This window comes from Pontibacter ruber, assembly GCF_023630205.1.
Classification (GTDB): domain Bacteria; phylum Bacteroidota; class Bacteroidia; order Cytophagales; family Hymenobacteraceae; genus Pontibacter; species Pontibacter ruber.
This window is the reverse complement of record NZ_JALPRR010000001.1, coordinates 813631-834258: the sequence shown is the minus strand read 5'-3', so window position 1 is coordinate 834258 and position 20628 is coordinate 813631. Positions and strand designations below refer to the sequence as shown.

At 46.9% G+C, this 20628-nt stretch carries 22 protein-coding genes; 7 read left to right on the top strand and 15 right to left on the bottom strand.

Annotated elements, in window-relative coordinates:
• The first annotated feature begins 129 nt into the window (after window positions 1-129).
• From MJ611_RS03685 to MJ611_RS03665, 5 genes are all read left to right on the top strand, one after another.
• Window positions 130-435, top strand: a complete 306-nt coding sequence (locus MJ611_RS03685) for a helix-turn-helix domain-containing protein (protein WP_250428082.1) — start codon at window positions 130-132, stop codon at window positions 433-435.
• Entirely contained in the window at window positions 429-962 is a 534-nt protein-coding gene (locus tag MJ611_RS03680) for a hypothetical protein (protein WP_250428080.1), read from the top strand. Before MJ611_RS03685 ends, MJ611_RS03680 begins: the two co-directional genes overlap by 7 nt.
• Window positions 963-996: 34 nt before the next feature.
• The gene (locus MJ611_RS03675) at window positions 997-1923 is read left to right on the top strand and encodes a phage/plasmid replication domain-containing protein (RefSeq protein ID WP_250428079.1); all 927 of its coding nucleotides are present in this window, start codon (window positions 997-999) and stop codon (window positions 1921-1923) included.
• Between the two features lie 249 nt (window positions 1924-2172).
• The gene (locus MJ611_RS03670) at window positions 2173-2601 is read left to right on the top strand and encodes a hypothetical protein (RefSeq protein ID WP_250428077.1); all 429 of its coding nucleotides are present in this window, start codon (window positions 2173-2175) and stop codon (window positions 2599-2601) included.
• A gap of 677 nt (window positions 2602-3278) precedes the next feature.
• The gene (locus tag MJ611_RS03665; protein ID WP_250428075.1) at window positions 3279-3836 is read left to right on the top strand and encodes a hypothetical protein; all 558 of its coding nucleotides are present in this window, start codon (window positions 3279-3281) and stop codon (window positions 3834-3836) included.
• A gap of 71 nt (window positions 3837-3907) precedes the next feature.
• On the opposite strand, the gene MJ611_RS03660 is transcribed toward MJ611_RS03665, so the two are convergent.
• On the bottom strand, window positions 3908-4537 hold the full coding sequence (locus tag MJ611_RS03660; protein ID WP_250428074.1) for an acyltransferase family protein: 630 nt from the start codon (window positions 4535-4537) through the stop codon (window positions 3908-3910).
• 129 nt (window positions 4538-4666) lie between these two features.
• The gene (locus tag MJ611_RS03655; RefSeq protein ID WP_250428072.1) at window positions 4667-5074 is read right to left on the bottom strand and encodes an acyltransferase family protein; all 408 of its coding nucleotides are present in this window, start codon (window positions 5072-5074) and stop codon (window positions 4667-4669) included.
• Between the two features lie 585 nt (window positions 5075-5659).
• Here MJ611_RS03655 and MJ611_RS03650 point away from each other — a divergent pair.
• Window positions 5660-6358, top strand: a complete 699-nt coding sequence (locus MJ611_RS03650) for a class I SAM-dependent methyltransferase (protein WP_250428071.1) — start codon at window positions 5660-5662, stop codon at window positions 6356-6358.
• 580 nt (window positions 6359-6938) lie between these two features.
• Here MJ611_RS03650 and MJ611_RS03645 read toward each other — a convergent pair.
• The 11 genes from MJ611_RS03645 to MJ611_RS03595 form a co-directional block, all read right to left on the bottom strand.
• A complete protein-coding gene (locus MJ611_RS03645; RefSeq protein ID WP_250428070.1) occupies window positions 6939-7349 on the bottom strand; it encodes a hypothetical protein in 411 nt (136 codons plus the stop codon).
• A 183-nt stretch (window positions 7350-7532) separates the two neighbouring features.
• Entirely contained in the window at window positions 7533-8855 is a 1323-nt protein-coding gene (gene rodA, locus MJ611_RS03640; RefSeq protein WP_250428068.1) for a rod shape-determining protein RodA, read from the bottom strand.
• A 4-nt stretch (window positions 8856-8859) separates the two neighbouring features.
• Window positions 8860-10689: a penicillin-binding protein 2 gene (gene mrdA, locus MJ611_RS03635; RefSeq protein WP_250428067.1), complete on the bottom strand. Its 1830-nt coding sequence runs from the start codon at window positions 10687-10689 to the stop codon at window positions 8860-8862.
• A complete protein-coding gene (locus MJ611_RS03630; protein WP_250428065.1) occupies window positions 10686-11207 on the bottom strand; it encodes a hypothetical protein in 522 nt (173 codons plus the stop codon). The genes mrdA and MJ611_RS03630 overlap by 4 nt, the downstream gene beginning before the upstream one ends.
• Window positions 11200-12063 (bottom strand): rod shape-determining protein MreC, encoded by an 864-nt coding sequence (gene mreC, locus MJ611_RS03625; RefSeq protein ID WP_250428063.1) that lies wholly within the window; start codon window positions 12061-12063, stop codon window positions 11200-11202. The genes MJ611_RS03630 and mreC overlap by 8 nt, the downstream gene beginning before the upstream one ends.
• Before the next feature lie 9 nt (window positions 12064-12072).
• On the bottom strand, window positions 12073-13098 hold the full coding sequence (locus MJ611_RS03620; RefSeq protein ID WP_250428061.1) for a rod shape-determining protein: 1026 nt from the start codon (window positions 13096-13098) through the stop codon (window positions 12073-12075).
• 404 nt (window positions 13099-13502) lie between these two features.
• Window positions 13503-15026, bottom strand: coding sequence for a bifunctional phosphoribosylaminoimidazolecarboxamide formyltransferase/IMP cyclohydrolase (gene purH / locus MJ611_RS03615; RefSeq protein ID WP_250428060.1), 1524 nt, complete (start codon window positions 15024-15026; stop codon window positions 13503-13505).
• A 31-nt stretch (window positions 15027-15057) separates the two neighbouring features.
• Window positions 15058-15651: a phosphoribosylglycinamide formyltransferase gene (gene purN / locus MJ611_RS03610; RefSeq protein WP_250428057.1), complete on the bottom strand. Its 594-nt coding sequence runs from the start codon at window positions 15649-15651 to the stop codon at window positions 15058-15060.
• 84 nt (window positions 15652-15735) lie between these two features.
• Window positions 15736-16500, bottom strand: a complete 765-nt coding sequence (locus MJ611_RS03605) for an SDR family NAD(P)-dependent oxidoreductase (protein ID WP_250428056.1) — start codon at window positions 16498-16500, stop codon at window positions 15736-15738.
• Window positions 16501-16567: 67 nt separating this feature from the next.
• Entirely contained in the window at window positions 16568-16975 is a 408-nt protein-coding gene (locus MJ611_RS03600) for a helix-turn-helix domain-containing protein (protein ID WP_250428054.1), read from the bottom strand.
• Between the two features lie 122 nt (window positions 16976-17097).
• Window positions 17098-17751 (bottom strand): NADPH-dependent F420 reductase, encoded by a 654-nt coding sequence (locus MJ611_RS03595; RefSeq protein WP_250428053.1) that lies wholly within the window; start codon window positions 17749-17751, stop codon window positions 17098-17100.
• A gap of 115 nt (window positions 17752-17866) precedes the next feature.
• Here MJ611_RS03595 and MJ611_RS03590 point away from each other — a divergent pair, with 115 nt between their 5' ends.
• Window positions 17867-18235: a winged helix-turn-helix transcriptional regulator gene (locus MJ611_RS03590; protein WP_262921582.1), complete on the top strand. Its 369-nt coding sequence runs from the start codon at window positions 17867-17869 to the stop codon at window positions 18233-18235.
• 28 nt (window positions 18236-18263) lie between these two features.
• On the opposite strand, the gene MJ611_RS03585 is transcribed toward MJ611_RS03590, so the two are convergent.
• Window positions 18264-19331: a flavin reductase family protein gene (locus MJ611_RS03585; RefSeq protein ID WP_250428051.1), complete on the bottom strand. Its 1068-nt coding sequence runs from the start codon at window positions 19329-19331 to the stop codon at window positions 18264-18266.
• Between the two features lie 557 nt (window positions 19332-19888).
• Entirely contained in the window at window positions 19889-20623 is a 735-nt protein-coding gene (locus MJ611_RS03580) for an acetolactate decarboxylase (protein ID WP_250428050.1), read from the bottom strand.
• Between the last annotated feature and the right edge of the window lie 5 nt (window positions 20624-20628).

The following is a 20628-nucleotide window of genomic DNA, read 5'->3' as shown; positions in this document are numbered from 1 at the left end:
ATCTTTACCTTTACCATTACTTGAGCATAATGTAAATACTTTCCCTTTCCTTGCTTGCCTATGTTTGTAGTGTCAAGACAAACATAGGATTAGCGCTAATCCATTTCTACAACTTCAAAAAGAATAGAAATGGAATTTCAACAACTAGAGCAAAGGCTAAGGAATATAGAAACCCTGCTCCTGAGCCAAAAGACAGTATTAAACTTTGATGAGGCGGCAAGCTATACAGGCTTATCCAAGAGCTACCTGTATAAGCTAACCTCAGCGGCTCAGATACCGCATTTCAAGCCCCAAGGCAAGCACATTTACTTCAGTAAGGCAGAAGTAGACCAGTGGCTGCAACGCAACCCTACACGGCCTGTAAACGAGGCAGAGATAGAGGAGCAGGCGGCAACCTACATCACCCTTAAAAGGATGGGAGGTGCATTATGCTAGCGGCTTACTACAGGTTTGAGGTACTGCCAGAGGCAGTAAAGGCGCAGCACAAGATCAGGAGCAAAGCCAGGTTAGACTGCACTGCTTATACTAACTCCACAGGCTACACCGGCCTGACAGATTTTGTCAATGCCAAAGGGCAGATGTACCTGTTCAGGATACCTGCCAGGGAGTTTGTAAAGGCAAACAGAAAACGGCTGGCAGAATGGGCTTTGTCTAATGGTAGTCTTAACCTCTCCAGTATCTATTTTGAGGATACAGACTTTCCTCAGTTTGGCTATGGCTACCCCAATGCCAACAGGCTCTTAGGTAACGGCACAGCAAACCCGCTGTTCCCCTATAGGAACGACAGCTACCTGTTCATCACCAATGCAGACCTGACACAGGTAGAGGTACTGGTTGTGCTCAACAGCAGGAACCTTGTTTCAGCCTACTACCAACGCCTGATTGATGGGGATCTGGACAGGCAATTGCAACAGCTCAGGGAACAGGCTCAGCCTTTCTTTGACTATGGAAGTGCTATATAGTAAGTGGTATTTCAAGACAGTTTTTGTCAAAGCAATGCTGGATACTACAAAGCTATTCCTAAGCCAGGTGCAGGCAGGTTTCAGTATAGAGGCCTGCCTGCAAAACCTCACCAACGTTTCAGAGAACTACAGGCGGACCACAGAAGAAGTCTACATTACAGGCTATGCAGGCAATTTAAGAGTAGGTGTTTCAGAGCATGGAGTAACCATTACAGGCAGTCTGCCAAAGTTCTACACAGGCACCAACATACACACCCTGAACCGGTCCGATTGCAGGCGGGCCTTTGAGATGATGGCAGACACCCTGCACCTGCCAATACAGCGGGCAAAAGTAAAAAGAGTAGATGTAGGGCTTAACCTGCTGACAGATCACAAGCCAGAGCTGTATTACCCTTACTTAGGGGAAAGTCGCTATTACAAGCGCCTGACGCAACCTACAGCAGTTAACTACCAGAATAAGCTCAGGACCAAGAAAGCCTATGATAAGATAGCTGAAAGCAAGAGTAAGGGCGTGGCCATACCTGAGGTATATGCAGGAAAGAACCTGTTGAGGTTTGAAGTGTGCTACATGCAGCGGCTCCAAAAGGAGTTTAATCAAGCTTTCATAACACCAGATGTATTAACAAAAGAGAGCTTCTATATGGGGCTTATTGACCGTTGGCACAAGGAGTATGAATCGATTAAAAAGACAGGTTTACCAAAGATGGATAAAAGTAAAATGAGAACAGCAAAAGGATTCTGGAGTCAAATCGATTCTGTGGCTGTAAAACTGTTAGGGCAAGAGCTTTTACTGAACCTGACAGAGGAAATGAAGGAAGGTGAAGGGTTTACTACTAGTAGGGAATACTACAGGATCAGGGAGCAAATTATAGATTATGCCTCTGGTAAATCAGATGAAGAGCCTGAACTGATACAAGAACTGAACAAGAAAGTAGCCAGGGCAAAGCAACATTACAGGTAGGGTGATGGTAAATTGTTCTACAGGTTGGGTCTGCTAAACCTGTTTAAGCATTGCATTCTCGTTTACCTAGAAAGAAGAGCAAAAGCAAACTATGAAAGAAGCAGTATCTAAAGGATCCAGCCTGGTACAGATAGTTATTTGCTTTAGTCTTTATTAACCCAGCTTGAGGGAATCAAGCTTTTTGATATATGTGTCAAATATCTACCTTTGGAAAGTGAAAAATTGAACTGGTTTAGCACACGACATAACATGCTGAAAGAAGTTAGAAATGCCTTTGGAAGGATCTTTTACAGGATAGAATATAAAAGTGACCTGAATATTGTCGAAGCCATTTGGGAGGGCACTGCTACAAAGAATGATTTAAAGCATGCAGTAGTTGCAGGTCTGCAGTTGCATGAAGATACTCATTGCCCCTACAGATTGAATGACAACACTAACTTTTTTGGCCATTGGGCAGAAGCTGTAGCTTGGCTTGAGGAAGAGTGGCTGCCACGAGCTCATAAATCTGGTATAAGGTATCTGGCGCATGTAGCGCATCCTCGATCTTTTGGTGAATTAGCAGGAGAAGAGATGCTGAAAGGAAAGATTGGTGCCAATATACAAGTGTGTCTTTTCACAGATAGGGAGCAAGCCTTGAGCTGGCTCAAAGCAAAGCAAGAACTGTATACTTCTAAATAACCTGCCCTTGTTGAACCCCTTGAGGTTCAGATAAGCCTCCTTCCTCGCCTATAAAGTAAAGGTAGGGGCTGCCAAAAGTTAAAAAGCGACCCGCCTCCCGACCGCAAGACAGGCAGCTATACCCGCGTGCAACTGAGAAAGGAAAAGTAGATCTAAAGCAGTTTCTGATCTACAGCCAGTTCATAGCCTAAGTACAGCACTGAACCTACCACCATAAGTGTGAGCATGATACCTGGTGTCATAAACTAAACAGGTTTAAGGTAAATAGAATAATTGTGTAGAAAGCAGCCTGATGGCTTCTGTTTTAAAACATGGTTTTATATAGCCTGTTTGGTGTGAGGTCTGAAAAGAAGTAAAAGAAGCATAACACTATGTGTAGAGGTAGGGAGGGGGATGTAAATCTTCAGGCCCTTATCTATATCCCGACCGCTTGCTAAGAAGATAGACACACTGCCAACTTAAAGGTAAAGGGGGGAGGGCCTGGTAAATCCTTACAAGTATTAGCTTACCCCCCGACCGTTAGCTCCTGAAAAAATATCGCTGCCAAATTAGAGGGAAAGGGGGGTATAGATGTGCTCTAGCTGTCTTAAAAGGCACTATTTACTTTGCAATCCTTAATGATTTAGGTTTAAAAAGCAGCCAAAACCTCACTAAAACGCCTCTAAATCGCTCATTTTATGGCAAAAACACCAACATTTCCGACCTTATTTGATGATGTTTTGCAGTTTTCAGTCACTGATCTGAAGAAATGGAGCTACCTGAAGTCCAACCAGTACAAAAGCGGTGTCATCACCTGGAGCAGGAACAGCCAAAAGACAGGCAGTATCAGCATAGCTGTCAACAGCCGCGCTGATAGCCCTTACCTGGAACTGGATTACACCCACAACGGCCAACCAATCAATTATAGGGTACAGCTCGTTACTGTGCCTTCTAACATTGGTAAAGGGTGGATATGGTACTTCCTGTGCCCGCACACGGGAAAGCGGTGCAGAAAGCTTTATTCAGTAGGTGCAAAGTTCCTGCACCGTGAAGCCTTTACTGGCTGTATGTATGAAAGCCAAACTTACAGCCAAAAGAACAGGGTGTTGTTCAGGATGTATGAGAAAGCCTTTGGCTCAGATGGATTGTATGAGCAGCTAAGTAGGAAGCATTTCAGAAGAACCTATGCAGGCAAGCCTACTAAACGGTTTGTAAAACTAATACAGCAGATCAGGGAGAGTAAGAGTATGATTTAAGGATGAAGAGCTCTCGTTGTGGCTTGCTGGCTTAATAAATTTAGTAAGTGGGAATAGGACTACCTTCAGGCTTACCTTATATGCTTTCTTCTACCATAGCTCCATAAAGCTTTGCTGTTATTTCCTAGGAAGAGCATATTAGTAAGCTCATATTTTTTAAAAAGTAGAGCCAGCAATAATGGTACAGCTAAGCCTATTAGAAGGAAAAGATAAAGGTTTGTGGCTTCTTCAGTGGTTTTGCGAAATATAAAATTAGCTACAATATGAAGGTACATAATGGGGAGGGTGTTTTGCCCTATATGAGTTAATAGCCTTTTAACTGTACCATTCTTAACGTAAGCAGAAAGCATCAAAATAAAGAGCGTAAACAATATGGGAACTACTATGCCAAGCAGCAAGTTAGATACAACCCCATATTTAAGATCCACTTCAAAGTAAAAGCTGGTAAATATTCCCAGGTAAATGAGCACAGCACAAATTACAGCTAAAAGTACAGTTGAAAGAATCCTCTTTCGCTCAAATTTATAAAGGACACCTTTACTATAATAGCCTATGGCAAAATAACCAAATGTATAAGGTACCACGTTGATATTCCAAGGTAAAGGCCGTTCTAAGTAAAGATTTAGCGCGTAACCAAAGATGATTCCAACCGCAGCTAAGGTTTTTATTAAAATGTCATTCTTTAACCCTTGCTTTATCAAAGTGAAGCATAGAATTGTTAGAAGAAAGCAGTTAATAAACCAAAAAACAGCAAAGTTTCCTTTAAGCATTTCTCCACCCCATACGAGTAGTATGTAAGAAAAAGAAATGAGTGTGCGAGTTGTATCGTACTACTCCCATTTATCAGCATAAAAAGCTTGTACAATAAACCAAATCAAAATACCATAAGCAATATATGGTATGATAAGGTTAAAGAATCTTTTGCTGAGAAATTCCACAGTTCCTTTTGGTTGCTTATGCAGCATACCACTAATAATGAAAAAAGCAGGCATATGAAACCAATACAGGTACCTACTATACTGGAATGGAGAATGACCCAGAATCACTAATAAGATTAGAAGCCCACGAGCTACATCTATATGATCTATTCTGTTTCTAGTATATGGGATAATAATTGTGGCGCTGGTGTTATTATCTTCAATAGTTGTTTTCACTGATAGTATTCTAAAGGTTACGTAAGCAATAATGGCAATTCTAGGAAGAATACATTCTTTCCTAATATGAAGATTTACAAGCATGCCTTATCTTCTGCCTTTTTAAATTTTTTACTCAGGAGAGAATTAGTACAGTTTTCCCTCCATACTGAAGAGTTAAGAATTTTAAATTGGAGTAATAGCCATGCATTATAGGTAATCAACAATCAAAGGATATTCATTGAAAACCATACTGCCTCACTTTATGAGAAACAGAAGTAGGGAGGCTGAAGAGTTGCATGACAGGCACTTTAAGAGAACCTATGCATACAAGCTTGCTAAAAGTTTTTCAGGTTAATGCAGAATTAAATGTCTACCACTAGAGCTTTACAAAATGGCAAAAAGTTTCAGGAAAACAAAGGAGTAATTATCGTCTAATCAAGAATAAACTAAGTCTATAATATTATTTTACTCTTATTAATTTTTGATATGATATATTTCATAATTTATTTATATATTTCAATTATGGCTGATTAGTCTTCATGTAAGATGGTTTACTTTATCTCTTACATAGAACAAATAGTGTGAGCTGGTTATAATACTTTTTTATATCCCTTTATATTAATCATATACCAGAGAAGAATGAATTATTAAAAGTTTTAAAACTATCTTAAGTTACACTTCAAATGTATGAAAGCTATTAAAACTGTTATCAAAGGAATCCCAGTCTTTAAGAAATTGGCAAATAAATTAGCTACTGTGCTTCATTTTCAAAGGGGAACGTGGTCAAAGAATTATTGGGAAATGCGTTATGCGAGGGGTGGAAATTCGGGGAGTGGGTCCTATAACAGGCTTGCAACATTCAAAGCAGAAGTGCTTAATTTATTCGTTGAAAAGCATAACATTCATTCTGTCATCGAATTTGGCTGTGGAGACGGAAACCAGCTGTCATTAGCCAACTACAGGAAATATATAGGAATCGATGTATCTCCAACTATAATCGAGAAGTGTAAAAGAAAATTTGCTTCAGATGACACCAAAGAATTTTTTGTTTATCATCCTGATATGTTGAAAGGGAACGCAAGCAGGTTCCAAAGTGAGCTATCGCTTTCAATAGATGTGATCTTTCATGTAGTAGAAGATCGTATGTTTGAGATCTATATGAGTGACCTCTTTAAGTATGCCAGTAAATATGTGATTGTATATTCCAGTAACCATGATTCAAATCATACCATACATGTAAAGCACAGAAAGTTTTCAGCTTGGGTCGAGCGCAATAAACCGAACTGGGAACTGGTTCAGAAGATTGAAAATAAATATAAGTTTGATCCAGAAGATCCCGATAATACCTCTTTTTGTGATTTCTATATTTTTCAGAAATTGGCTTAAGCAGGAGAAGTCAGTGTGAATAGATACTGAGGCGCTGCTTCTCCTCTTGTTACTGTTTATTTTGTTACTAGTTTGTTACTTGGTGCTTTTTATTGTGGTTCAAATGCCTGATAATCACCAATATATAGCAATGGTGAAATTCCCGCTCCTGGTACTTTAAAAGCCGCTTATACTTTCCAAAAGTATAAGCGGCTTTTTTGTTTTTATGCCAAACTCCGGGCAGTCCTCTTATACTTCATCCGGAGCTGATTTTATCTTGTCTGCACACTGGCGGATCATTTTGCTTGTTCTGCAGATGATTCATAGATCAAATAAAACAGCGAGCCGATCAACATAAGTGAAAGCATCATCTTTGGTGACATAGGCGCAATGAGTTTTAAATTAATGTATAACAACATATACGTTGTTATGCGGACTGTACCTTTTACTTTGAGCATATCTTGGTAAACGGCAGTGCAACAGGGGTGCAACACTCCGCACCAGAGGTAGCTGAACCAGAAATGAGGAAAAACTGAAAATCGGATAAGTATCTACAAGGTACGGGGACAGCCTGTACTTGCAAACAATTTTCAATGCAGTACTATTTACTTAACAGCCAATCGACAGCAACGGCTCTACTGCTAAAGTTCTGAATGGTGTAAGGCAGCGGCAATTGGACTTTCGTATCCAGCAGAAAGCGCTCAATCCTGTTTTCCCGCATAGCATCTGCGGAAACCAGGCGCGCCAGCTTCTGCAGGCGGCTGTTGGTTAAGCCGAGTGCCAGTTGGCCCAGTATTTTAAGGTAATCTTCGGCGCTCACATCAACCAGGCTCTTGCTTGAGTCAAACAGGAATTTTTTGATGTCATAGCTCACCATAACCTCTACAACAATAGAAAGGGCTTTATGAACAAGGAGCAAATCATGTTCCTGAATATTCGGGCACGGCACATAGAGTATATCCGTGGTCGCATCGTAGTCCAGTTTAAGGAACCCATCTTCGTATAGTATCATCTTGCAGGCAGATTACATGTAGGAAGATAGGGATTTTACTATTTCGATGTACTACCTGCGTCTACTTTTTATAACGCCTACAGCCTATAAGCACTGGATTTCTTTCTAATGGTTATCCATTAAACCAGTCCATAGCCAAACGTCCTTTTATACTTTCAGTGCAGCAGGTGCAGGACTGTTGTCTTACCTCGACAAGTCCTGGCTGCGGTTGGCGTCGATGGCTAGCAAAATGAAAAGCAGGATGGTAAACGACCAGAGCGAAGAACCTCCGTAGCTGAAGAATGGCAGCGGGATACCTACTACCGGTGCCAGGCCAATGGTCATGCCCACGTTTACCAGGAAGTGGAAGAAGATGATGGAAGCGACGCAATAGCCATACGTGCGCCCAAACACAGATTTCTGCCGCTCAGCCACGGCAATAATACGGATAAGCAACAGCATGAACAAGGCAATCAAAATAGAGCTTCCTACCCAGCCGTGTTCTTCGCCAATGGTACAGAAGATGAAATCGGTGCTTTGCTCGGGCACAAAGTCGAACTTGGTTTGCGTGCCTTCCAGAAAGCCTTTGCCCCAGAAGCCGCCTGAGCCGATCGCAATCTTAGACTGGGTTACGTTCCAGCCGAAGCCAAGCGGGTCAGCTTCCGGGTTGATAAGTGCCTTGATACGATTTTGCTGGTGAGGCTGCAGTATGTTGTTTACAAAGTAATCGACACTGAAGATCATGCCCACAACAAGCAGAAACAGCGCAATCATGGTCTTGAACCGGCGCATGAGGCGGTAGTCGAGCCAGGTTGCCAAACCCATAAGTATAAAAATGCCGATGATCAGGTACAGCTTCGGCACCAGCAGCGTCATGATAAAGATGAAAGCCGCCGCACCGCCTACTATAAGTATAAACGGCGACATGCCTTCGCGGAAGAAAGCAAGTATAAAAGCACCGAAAACCAGCGCAGAGCCTGTTTCGTTCTGCAGAACAATGATGGCAGGCGGCAGGAACGTAATGGCAGCCAGGATCATCTGGTCCTTCATGTTCTGCTGGCGCAGGTTTACACTGCTCAGGAATTTAGACACGGCCAGGGCAGTAGCAAATTTTGCCAGCTCGGCAGGCTGCAGGCGCACGCCACCGCCCAGGTCTAACCACGACCTGGAACCAGCAATAGGCGTAGCCACGGCCAGCGTGAAGAGCAAGAGCAGGATCACTGCCCCATAAATAGGGTAGGCCAAGTGTTCGTATACTTTATAATCGACTACCATCAGCACGAGAATAAGGATCACGGAGGTGCCAATCCATACCAGCTGCTTACCGGAGTTGATGTCGAAACTGAAGATGTTGACAACGTTATCAGGACTGTAAACCGCAGCGTAAATGTTCATCCAGCCCAACGCCACCAGCAGGAAGTAAAGCAGGATGGTCAACCAGTCGATATGCTGGCTGATTCTGCGCGAATTTCTTCTGCTGCTCGGCTTTACTATTTTGCCTCCAAGTACTTTCTGCTCAACCGCCATCAGCTTAATTCGATTTAATATTCAAGTATTCACGGCTCAACACCCACTTCTCCTGCTCCTTGATCGTGACGGTATCTGTCAGGTACTTCTCGATCATCAGACCAGCAATAGGTGCTGCCGACTGTCCGCCCCATTTACCATGCTCCACATACACAGCAATGGCAATTTTGGGGTTCTCTTTTGGGGCGAAGGCCACAAACACGGCATGGTCGGGGCCCTGCGGGTTCTGGGCCGTACCCGTTTTGCCGCATACGGTTATACCTACCTTGGCAAGGTTAGCGCGGCGGGCTGTACCGGCACGCACTACTTCGGCCATACCTTCAATAATCGGCTCAAAATGCTGCGGTTTAACAGAAGTATAGTGGCGCTCCTGGTTCTCTCGCAGGGGCTTGCCGTTTTCGCCTATCGACCGGATGATGTGCGGGGTCACATAATAGCCCTTGTTAGCAATGATCGCCATAAAGTTCGCCATCTGCAGCGGCGTTACTCCCAACTCACCCTGCCCGATACTAAGCGAGTAAATGGTAGAGTACTTCCAGCGGTTCTGGCCATATACTTTGTCATACAGAGCCGGGCTGGCTATGATGCCCGTCTTTTCGCCAGGTATGTCGATGCCCAGCTTCTGCCCGAAACCAAACGTAAGCACCTGCTCCCGCCAGTCTTTTAGTCCGATAGAAGTATCTGTAAATGTATTTTTAGACTTGCCCTGGTTGATCAGGGCTTTGTAAGCCTGGAAGAACCAGGGGTTACAGGAGTGCTGTACCGCTCCATACAAATCCAGCGGGGAAGGGTGCTGATGACAGTTTACCAGCGATTTGTTGCAGGCAAACGTCGTGTTAGGTGTAATAACGCCATCCTCCAGCGCGATCAGTGCCTGCACCAGTTTAAAGATAGAGCCTGGCGGGTTACGGTCGGCCATGATCGGGCGGTTGAACATGGTTTTGTCCGGATCCTGCAGCAAAGCCATGTAGTTCTTGCCGTAATCTTTGCCGGTAAACAGGTTCGGGTCGTAAAAAGGCGCAGAGATGTAAGCCAGTATCTCGCCGGTAGCTGGCTCAATGGCAACTATACTTCCCTTGGCGCCATTCATCAGGTGCTCGCCATAAGCCTGCAGGTCCAGGTCGATGGTGCTGACCATGTTTTCGCCGGCAATAGAGAGGGTATCGTAAGCACCATCTTTAAAAGATCCTTTGTCTACACCGCGCACGTTCACCATTTTATACTTGACGCCGCGCTTGCCCATCAGGTACTTTTCATACTCCTGCTCAATGCCGCTCTTGCCAATGTAGTCGCCGGGGCGGTAGCCTTTAAAGGTAGTATCTTCCAGCTGTTTAGGGCTGATTTCGGCAATATAACCCAAGGCATGGCTCAGGCTCTGGTGCGGATAACCACGTGCCGTACGGGCGTTGATGTAAAAGCCGGGGAAATCGATCAGGTTGTCCTGCACATGGGCCAGCTCCTGGTTGCTCAGCTTCTGGTAAAAGATGGAAGGCTGTACGTACGAGAAAGCTTTTGCCTTCTTGATCTGCTCTCGGGCCTGCTCTATAGGAATATTCAGCAGCTCGCAAAGACGGAGCGTATCAATCTGCTTGGCTTCCTTTGGGATGATCATCAGGTCGTATACCGGCGTGTTCTGCACCAGCAGCTGCCCGTCCCGGTCGTAGATGAGCCCGCGGAAGGGGTACTGGATAACCGGCTTGATGGCGTTGGTTTCCGCAGCCTGCTTGTAGCTGCTGTCCAGCACCTGGATGTAGAACAACCTGACAATAAACACGATGCCTACTATCAGGAAGATGACCTGGATAATGTACTTTCTGTTTTCTAGATAATTCATCTATTCGCTCTCTTAACGGAGAAGAACAGTAATTGAAGGATAATCATTACCACACCTGTAAAGAAGGCGCTGAACAATGTTTTGATTCCGGTATACCACGCCTCCTGAAGGCTTATTGTTTCCAGGAAGAACACGGCTGCATGATGCGTCAGGATAAGTATAAGGGCATAAGCCAGAAACCAGCGCCAACCCATTACGTGCAGGTTAACCGAATCATTGGTATCGTAACCATCACGGGGTGTGAGAAGGTTCAAAACCAAAGGCCTTAAATATGCCAGCAATACAGTGGCAGCCGCATGTATGCCCATGGTGTCGTAGAACACATCCACGGCAAACCCGGCTGTAAAACCCAGAAAGAGAAGCAGTATGCGGTTCATCTCGATGGGCAGGAACAGCAGAAACGCAATGTAGACAAAGCAGAAGCCTGTGCTGAAAAGCACCAGGTTATCCATCAGCAAGATCTGAAGGGCTACAAAGATGATCAGCTGGGCGATATGTTTTATTCCGAACCTATTCATCTGTCTGGATTCCTGCGTTTAGTTCTAATGTATCCCGCTCTGCTTTGCGCGTGTTCTCGACCACGTATACATAAGAAAGCTGTGCAAAATCTACGGCCAGCTTCACTTTTATAGTATAAAAACTCTTGTCCTGCTCTTTGGCTACCCCGCTGATCGTGCCGATCATGATACCTTCCGGAAACACCGTATTAAAACCGCTGGTAACGATCGTGTCGCCTTTAACCGGCTTTATGTGCAGCGGCACGTAATCAAGCAGAGCCGTGCGGTAGTCGCCGCCCTGCCACTTGATGGTACCAAATGTGTTGTCTTTTTTGATTTTGGCCGACATCAGCATCTGAGAATGCAGCAGCGATGTTACCGTTGCATAGTGCTCTGATACCGTTTTAACACGCCCGACTGCCCCGTTGGAGGCTATCACACCCATGCCCGGCTGCACCCCGTCAGCGCTCCCGATGGAGAGCGTCATGTAGTTGTTGGTGCGCCGCACGGAGTTGTGGATCACACGACCGGCGTGCAGCAGGTAGGGCGCTACCCTGGCAGTGTCGGAAGGTGCATAGATCGCTGTGTCGAGCCTGGAGGCACTGTCGGCCTGTGCAGCCAGTTTGAACTGCAGCAACTCCTTACGGAGCTCGGCGTTCTCGCTGGCCAGGGTGCTGTTTACAGACGTGAGCCTGAAATAGTCGGTGATGTCGCTTTTGAACTCCAGCACCTGGCCAATGTAGCGGCTGGCCGAGTTAAAGAAGGCAGCACCCTGATACGTGTTGTAACGCACGATCAGGTACACGCACAGCGACTCCAGCAAAACGAACACAAGGAACGCACGGAACCGGTAAATAAATGCAAAAAGATTCCGCATGTAGGCCTGTTACGTCAGCAGCACGTTTTTAAAGCTGTCGATGTTTTTGATGGCTGCACCTGTGCCACGTACCACAGCTCTAAGCGGGTCTTCGGCAATGTGGATAGGCAGTTTGGTTTTGGCTGCCAGACGCTTGTCAAAGCCTCTGAGCAAGGCACCACCGCCTGTCAGGTGAATACCGTTGTCGTAGATGTCGGCAGACAGTTCCGGCGGCGCAATTTCCAGCGCTTTCAGCACGGCCTCTTCGATCTTCGAAACCGATTTATCCAGGGCAATCGCGATCTCCTGGTAAGTCACCTTGATCACTTTTGGGATACCCGTCATCAGGTCACGGCCACGGATGTCGAGGTCGGCTGGTGGGTTTTCGATGTCGGTAAGGGCAGCGCCCACTTCTATTTTGATCTTCTCTGCAGAGCGTTCCCCGATCAGCAGGTTGTGCTGGCGGCGCATGTAATCCAGGATGTCTTTGGTGAACACGTCGCCGGCCACGCGGATAGATTGGTCGCACACGATACCCGAAAGTGCTACTACGGCAATCTCGGTAGTACCACCCCCGATATCCACGATCATGGAACCAATCGGTTGCTCTACGTCGATACCGATACCGATAGCAGCGGCCATTGGCTCCTGGATCATCCATACTTCCTTGGCGCCTGCGTGCTGGGCAGAGTCACGAACAGCACGTTTCTCCACCTCCGTAATACCCGATGGGATACAGATCACCATGCGGTGCGATGGCTGGAACAGGCGGCGGCCTGTGTCGATCATCTTGATCATGCCCCGGATCATCTCCTCAGCCGCGTGGAAATCGGCGATTACGCCGTCTTTTAGCGGGCGGATGGTGCGGATGTTTTCGTGCGTTTTTTCATGCATCTGCATCGCATTACGACCGATAGCAAGCACTTTTCCCGTAGTGCGATCCACTGCAATAATGGAGGGCTCGTCAACTACGATTTTATCGTTGTGGATGATAAGGGTATTGGCTGTACCCAAATCAATGGCTATATCACTTGTAAGAAAATTAAATAGTCCCATTGTATCGTCGTGCAGGCGCAGAAAGGCCTTGGTTATATATCAGTTATACTATTCTCCTGTAAAGAAACTTGCCGCAAAATTAGTGAAATTCAGCAGAATTAATAATGTATAGCAGCAAGAGCTTTTTTGTTTTTACAGATAAAGTATAAAAATTGATTCTGTACAGAATTGCACTGCCTGATATAACGGAAGAAGCTCCTGAAAATTGAATTATAGAAATATTTTTCCGGGAGCCCCAAATAATACTTGCCGGAGAAGTATAAAATGGGACAACGTTGCGAAGCTGCTCATTCAAACCAAAGTTGCTCATTCGGACTTACTTGGCCGGAAGAGCGTTCTTTTGTAAAACAAAAAGCCCTGCTACGGGGGTAGCAGGGCTTTTATACTTTATGAAATAACTAGGCTTAGTGCTTGAAGTGGCGTACGCCGGTCATCACCATGGCCATGTTGTGGGCATCGCAGTAATCGATGGAATCCTGATCTTTGATAGAACCACCTGGCTGTACCACTGCCTTGATACCTACCTTATCAGCGATCTCTACACAATCCGGGAACGGGAAGAACGCATCGGACGCCATAACAGCCGTGCTCACGTCGAAGCCGAAGCTTTTAGCTTTCTCGATAGCCTGGCGCAGGGCATCCACACGCGAAGTCTGGCCCACGCCGCTGGAGATCATCATTTTATCCGTAGCCAGCACAATGGTGTTCGACTTGGTGTGCTTGCACACTTTAGCAGCAAATACCAGTGCTTTTTTCTCTTCTGCAGATGGCTCGCGCTTCGTAGCTGTTTTAAAATCGGCCTCTGTTTCGGTTTTCAGGTCTTTGTCCTGCTCGATCACGCCGTTCAGCAAGGTCTTGAACTGTTTGGCTGGCAACTCTACCGGCTTTTGCTTCAGCAGAATGCGGTTTTTCTTGGAACGTAGCAGTTCCAGTGCATCAGCATCATACTCAGGCGCAATCAGTACTTCAAAGAACAGCTTGTTCAGCTCTTCCGCTGTGTCCATGTCGATCGTTCTGTTGGCGATGATCACCCCACCGAAGGCAGATACCGGATCCGAAGAAAGGGCAGCCAGGTATGCTTCTTTTATACTTTGGCCGGTAGCGCAGCCGCAGGCGTTGGTGTGTTTAAGGATAGCCACAGCCGGCTCTTCGAACTCAGCGCCCAAGGCAACAGCGGCATCCACATCCACCAGATTGTTGTAAGAAAGCTGTTTGCCGTTCAGTTGCTCGAACAGGTCTTCCAGCTTTCCATAGAAAGTGCCCTGCTGGTGCGGGTTCTCGCCGTAGCGCAGTGGCGTGGCCTCGCGCACACTTTGCTTGAACACCTGGATGTTCTGGCCTTGGTTCAGGTAGTTGAAAATGTGCGTGTCGTAGTGCGACGACATATCAAAAGCCTTGGCAGCAAAACGCTTGCGGTCTTCCAGTTCGGTAGCACCGTCTTTTGCTCTTAGCAGTTCCACCACTTCGTCATACTGCTCGCGCGACGACACGATCAGCACATCCTTAAAGTTTTTAGCAGCCGCACGGATCAGGGAAATACCCCCGATGTCAATCTTCTCGATCACATCTGCTTCAGAAGCACCGGAAGCCACAGTTTCTTCAAACGGGTACAGGTCCACCACTACCAGGTCGATAGGAGGGATCTCAAATTTTTCACGCTCGGCCAAATCGCTGTCGTTGTCGCGGCGGTGCAGGATGCCGCCGAACACTTTCGGGTGCAGCGTTTTCACACGGCCACCGAAAATAGACGGGTAAGCAGTCAGGTCTTCTACGGCCACTACGTCGGCGCCCTGCTCTTCCAGGAAAGCCTGTGTGCCACCTGTAGAGTAAATGGTTACGCCGTTGGCTTTCAGGAGCTCCACGAGCGGCTCCAGGCGGTCTTTGTAGTAAACCGAGATAAGCGCGGATTTAATTTTTATAGCTTGCATGGGGTACGGGTATTGGGTTGAGGATTGATTTCTATAGTTCGTCTTTCTCCAGCAGCAGTTGTTCCACTACCTCCGGCAGGTGCTTGTGCTCGAGTTGCAGTACGCGGGCAGCCAGTTCTTCGGGCGTATCGCCGGGCAGCACCTGACAATATTCCTGAAGTATAAATTCGCCTTTGTCGTACTCTTCGTTTACGCGGTGTATGGTAATGCCCGACTGCGCATCGCCGGCCTGCACCACAGCTGAGTGCACATTCAGGCCGTGCATGCCTTTGCCGCCATACCTGGGCAGCAGGGCAGGGTGTATGTTGATGATCTTGTTCGGGTAGGCCTGCAGGATGTTCTGAGGCACCAGCCACAGGAAGCCGGCCAGCACGATCAGGTCCGGCTCGAAAGACTTCAGTTGCTGCAGTATCTTGTCGGAGTGGTAAAAGTCTTCGCGGTTAAACAAAAGAGCCGGGACGTGGAAGGTCTCGGCTCTTTTTAGGGCATACGCTTTCGGGTTGTTGGCGAACAGGGCGGCCACACGAATCTGCGGGTGGTGCTCGAAGTACTCCATCAGGCGCTGTGCGTTACTGCCTGAGCCCGAGGCGAAAATGACTATATTCTTTTTATCAGGTCGTTTCAAAAGTATAAGCTCGCTATGAAGCCGCAAATATAGCAGGTTTGGCTGTAGAAGCCAGCGCAGAAAGTATAAAAGGTTTAGTCGTTGCTACAGGAACATGCCGCCCGATGCTTCAATTCGTTGCGCATTTATCCAGCGGGCATCTTCAGAGCACAGGAAGGCGATGATGCCACCGATATCTTCTGCTTCGCCCACTCTGCCCAAAGCCGTTTGCGACGCTAGGAAACCCTTCACCTGCGGGTTGTTGCGGATAGCGGCGTTGTTAAAGTCGGTTTCAATAGCGCCCGGTGCCAGAACATTTGCTGTAATTCCTCTTGAGCCCAGTTCTTTTGCCAGGTATTTGGTAAAGGTCTCGATGGCACCTTTCATAGACGCATACATGGAGTAGCCGGGCACGCAGAACCTGGTAGTGCCTGTAGACAGGTTGATGATACGGCCACCATCGTTCAGCAGCGGCAAGGCTTTTTGTGTAAGAAAGTATACACCCTTAAAATGTACGTCCATCAGGTTGTCAAAAGCCTCTTCGGTAGCATCTGCAATCGGGATAGTAGCACCAATACCTGCATTGTTTACCAGGAAATCAAACTTATCTGTTCCCCAGTTATCCTGGAGTACCTGCAAAACCTGTTCTGTAAAGCTGTCGAAAGATTTAACATCAGCCACATCCAGTTGCAGTGCAACTGCCTTTTGCCCCAACGCTTCAATTTCAGCTACTACTTTGTTTGCTTCGTCCTGCTGGGTAAGGTAGGTAAGTATAATATTGGTGCCTTTTTGTGCCAGCCTTAACGCTGCATTTTTTCCTAATCCGCGGCTGCCGCCTGTTATCAGCGCTATTTTCTGAGTTTGTCCCATTTCTGATTTCTTAAAAGTTTACGGTACAAATTTCGGTGGCTTTTGCTCGGGGATTATGGTGAGAACTTCAGTTTTTCTTTAAATCTGTTTTTATACTTTCCGCTAAATAAGCGTCACGGAATTGTTTGGGTGTCTGCCCCTGGAAGTGTTTGAAAAACTTTGAGAAATTAGAAGGGTCGTAGGTAAGCTGGCGTGCAATTTCTGCTACCGGTTTGGTGGTTTCGGTGAGCAGTTTGCGGGCAATATCCATCAACTTGTTTTCGTAAATATCACAGGGCGAAAGTCCGGTTACCGTTTTCAGGGTGTTGCTCAAGTGGGTTGGATGCACGTGTAGCAGTTCGGCCAGGTCGTTTATTTTAAAAGTATGCTCGGCTTTTCCGGCTTCTAATTCGGTAAGGTGCTTTTCCAACTCAGCATAAAATGCGGCGGTAATTTCTTCGGGCCGGGTTTCCGTTTTTTTATCGGGGTCTTTCATTTTCAGGTTAGCGTTTGGTTGCTGATTTATACTTGCCGTAGCGATAAACTATAATTTCCTTTTAAACGCCAAAACCTGCGAAAAGTAATTTCCGCAGGTTTTACAGGGTTTTCTGGTAAGAACTAGCGCACGATTTTGAAAGCGAAATATCCGTTTCCGGTTGCCATCCAGGTTCTTAGCCAGATCGGCAGCAGCATTTCTGTTCCGCGTGCTGTGGTTATGTCGCCGAGGTCAATTATGTCCGTCCAGTTAAATTGCTGTAGAATTGCCTTCACTTCTTCTTTAGCCTCGGCGCTGTTGCCACTCACAAACATGGTTGGGTCTCCGCCGCTTTTCTTCGCATCCACCATCACTTCGCAGTTTACAATGTTAAGCGTCTTTACCACATTGGCTTCAGGCAGCAATTTTTGAATTTCCTCACCCAGCGAGTTGGTGTTCGAGTATTCCGGGATAAGAGATGGCGGCATTCCTTTCGAGAAATCCAGCGGGTTGCTGATGTCAATGATGGTTTTGCCTTTGAAGTTTTCCAGGCCAGCCATTTTAAACACGTCCAATGCAACTTCTCCTTTCGTACAGTTAAAGATGATCTCACCGAACTTAGCTGCATCCTCGAAAGTGCCTGTCGATGCGTTTGCGCCATTGGCTTCCACCCAGGCCAGCGCTTTTTCATTGTTGGCGCTTCTGCTGCCCATCATTACTTTATACCCTAATTGTATGAGTTTGGTGCCGATAGTGTTGCCTACCATACCAGTTCCAAGTACTGCTATATTCTTCATAAGTATTTGTTTTATAGTTGCTATATAAATTACAGTAGCAAAAGTAAGTATAGTATGGTATCTTTGCAATAACTGTCAAACCTGACAGTATGAACTTTATTTTCAGTTTATTAAAATGATCATACAGGACAAAGAGTATATTTTCGAAATAGGCGAAAAATCTTACCATTGCGCCATGGATGTAACCATGGATTACATTGGCGGCAAATGGAAGACAGTGGTATTGTGGTATCTTAAAAACAAGACTCTACGGTTTGGTGAGCTTAAGAAACAGATACCAGATATTACAGAGAAAATGCTCAGCCTGCAGCTAAAAGCTCTGGAAGAAGATGGCCTGGTAAAAAGGGAAGTATACCCGGAAGTACCGCTGCGTGTAGAGTATTCGTTGACAGAATTTGGCGAGTCTCTGGTGCCGGTACTGGATGCTATCGCCAAGTGGGGGAGAAATCTGGGCGAAACGCAAGGTAAGCTGAAGGAGGTTTAGAAGCGATCGCGCTTCCGAGTTATTCAAACTATAAAATATCCAGCACCACATCGCCCTCTACCGGGTAACCCACGCAGGTAAGCACCAGCCCCTGGTTGGTTTCACGATCGGAAAGCACTTCGTTGTACGACATCCATACCTTGCCGCTTACAACGCGGGCTACGCAGTTGCCGCAGCGGCCAGTTTCGCAGCTGTAGGGCAAGGTGACGCCCACTTTCCGGGCTGCTTTAAGTATAGTGTCCGGGTACTGGCAAGCCAGGCTAAAGGATTTGTTCCTGAACCGGAGCTCCACGTGGTGGTGCTCCAGGTCGGGAGGCAGCACTTTGGGTGGCGCTGTTTTGATGGCGTTGAAGGTTTCTTTTCGGATATTCTCTTCGGGCACGTCTTCCTGGCGCAGCACATAAAAAGCCATACGCATGTAGTTGAGCGGCCCGCAGAGGTAGAACAGCACCTGATCGTAAGGTGCAATGGCCAGCTCGTCCATGTAGGTGCGAAGCAGGTCTTTGTGCAGGCGGGCCCGTAGCAGGTTAGGTGAGTTGCTGTTGATAAACTCGATGTGCAACCGGTTGGAGAAATCAGTGGCCAGTTGCTCCAGTTCTTCCAGGAACATGGTAGTCTCGCGCGAGCTGTTGCTGTAAAGCAGCACGACTGCTAAATGCGGGTGCGCGTACAGCACTGTTTTGAGTAATGAGAAGATAGGGGTGATGCCACTGCCTGCCGCCAGGAAGAAGACCTGCTTATAGGGCGTTGTATCTTCGGGCAAGGTGAAGAAGCCAGCTGCCCCGGTAGTTAGTATTTTGTTGCCGACCTTGGCGTGGTCCACGAGTTGGCGCGAGAAGAAGCCGTTCTCGATGCGTTTAACGCCAATGGTCAAAGGTTCCTGCAAAGCGGGAGAGGAGGTGATGGAGTAGGACCTGCGTACTTCCTCGAAAGGCGCTTTGTGCACCAGCGTCAGGTACTGCCCGGAAGTATACATGACGGGCGCACTGTCGGTTGCTTCCAGCGTGAACAGCTTGACATCTTCCGCCTCTTCTGTGATGTGGGTAATGGTAAGGATTTGGTAAAGGGAGGTGTCTTCTTCCGGAGTGTTGGCCATACTTCGTTTTCTGTGCTTTTACGCAGCTTATACTTTGTTTGCTGCGCTTGCGGGTATAACACAAGTATAAGCAGCAGCTATGACAAAAGGCTATTGAAATTCTGGGCGGGATGAGGATCTCCCCCTGCAGAGTGCTTCGGGATTGAGAAATGCGAAAGAGCAGCCTGGTTTATACTTTGTAATACGGCTGGAGTCCGCTGGATAGCTCACACTCTCCGGAGGTAGCGAGGGCATTTAAAGGATGAATTTGCCAAATAAAATGCTCTTGCTTACCACGGCAGGTCGTTTCATTCCAGTAAAACCGGGTGTCATGGCACGAGCGTCCTCGCTCGTTACCTGCTATAGTTGGGCCTCTGGCTCAGTCGGATTGCAAATCAGACATTATACTAAAACACGGGTTGCAAACCCGCGCCAGCAAATGGAGGAGGAAACAGCCCTGACTAACCCCTAAGATTCAGCTTTCGATACAGGCCCACAAGATTCTTCTAGGATGGCAAAAAGGAGAGACTTTAGCGGTCCTCATAATATTAACCGGCTGCACAAGTATAAAGTATAAGCTACTCCGGCAAGTATAGTTTCATGGTTCCCGGCGTAAACGTTACCTCGTCCAGGTGGCCCATCCGATTTTTGTCGGCAGTGAGCAGGTGCATGTGCAGGTAGGTGTCGTGGTGCGTGAAAATGGCTTTGTGTGCCGTTGAGAAGAAGCCCACGATCTCAGCTGTCTGGTTGGTGAGCCGGTAATTCTGCTGTCCCTGGTGCGCGTCGGCCGGCGAGCTGACTTTAGTACCCTTCGGCAGGTTCACGATATGGATGGTGGCAGAACCGACGGTGCCGGTGAGCCGGAAGGCAAAGGGGCGGGGAGCGGTTTGGGTTGCCTGATCTAAGTATGCTTCCAGTTGTTTTATACTTTGGATGCTATCGGGCAGAGAGCTCTCTTTCCAGTTAGCCACGTTGGCGTACACAAAGAAAGGCGCTTTGGCATCAAAGGTTTCTTCTATCCGCATGTTAGAGTCAGTCAGTACGGTAGATTTGTAGGATTTGCCGTCCACGATCATCAGCTCGCCCGCCAGGTACTCCACCGGCCCAAGTCCGAACAAATGCGCTTTTGTTGCGATTGTGTCCAGGCTGATCGTACCGGCCAGTTGACCGTTCCACATCACGTTTTTCATGGCGCCGACTACCTGAACGCTTTGATCGATTGTTGTTTTATCTTCTTTGGCTGCGGGAGAGCAATAAGTAAAGGCGAAAGCGGCAAATGCCAGCAGCGACAGTGTTATCGTTTTATGTAGCATGAAAG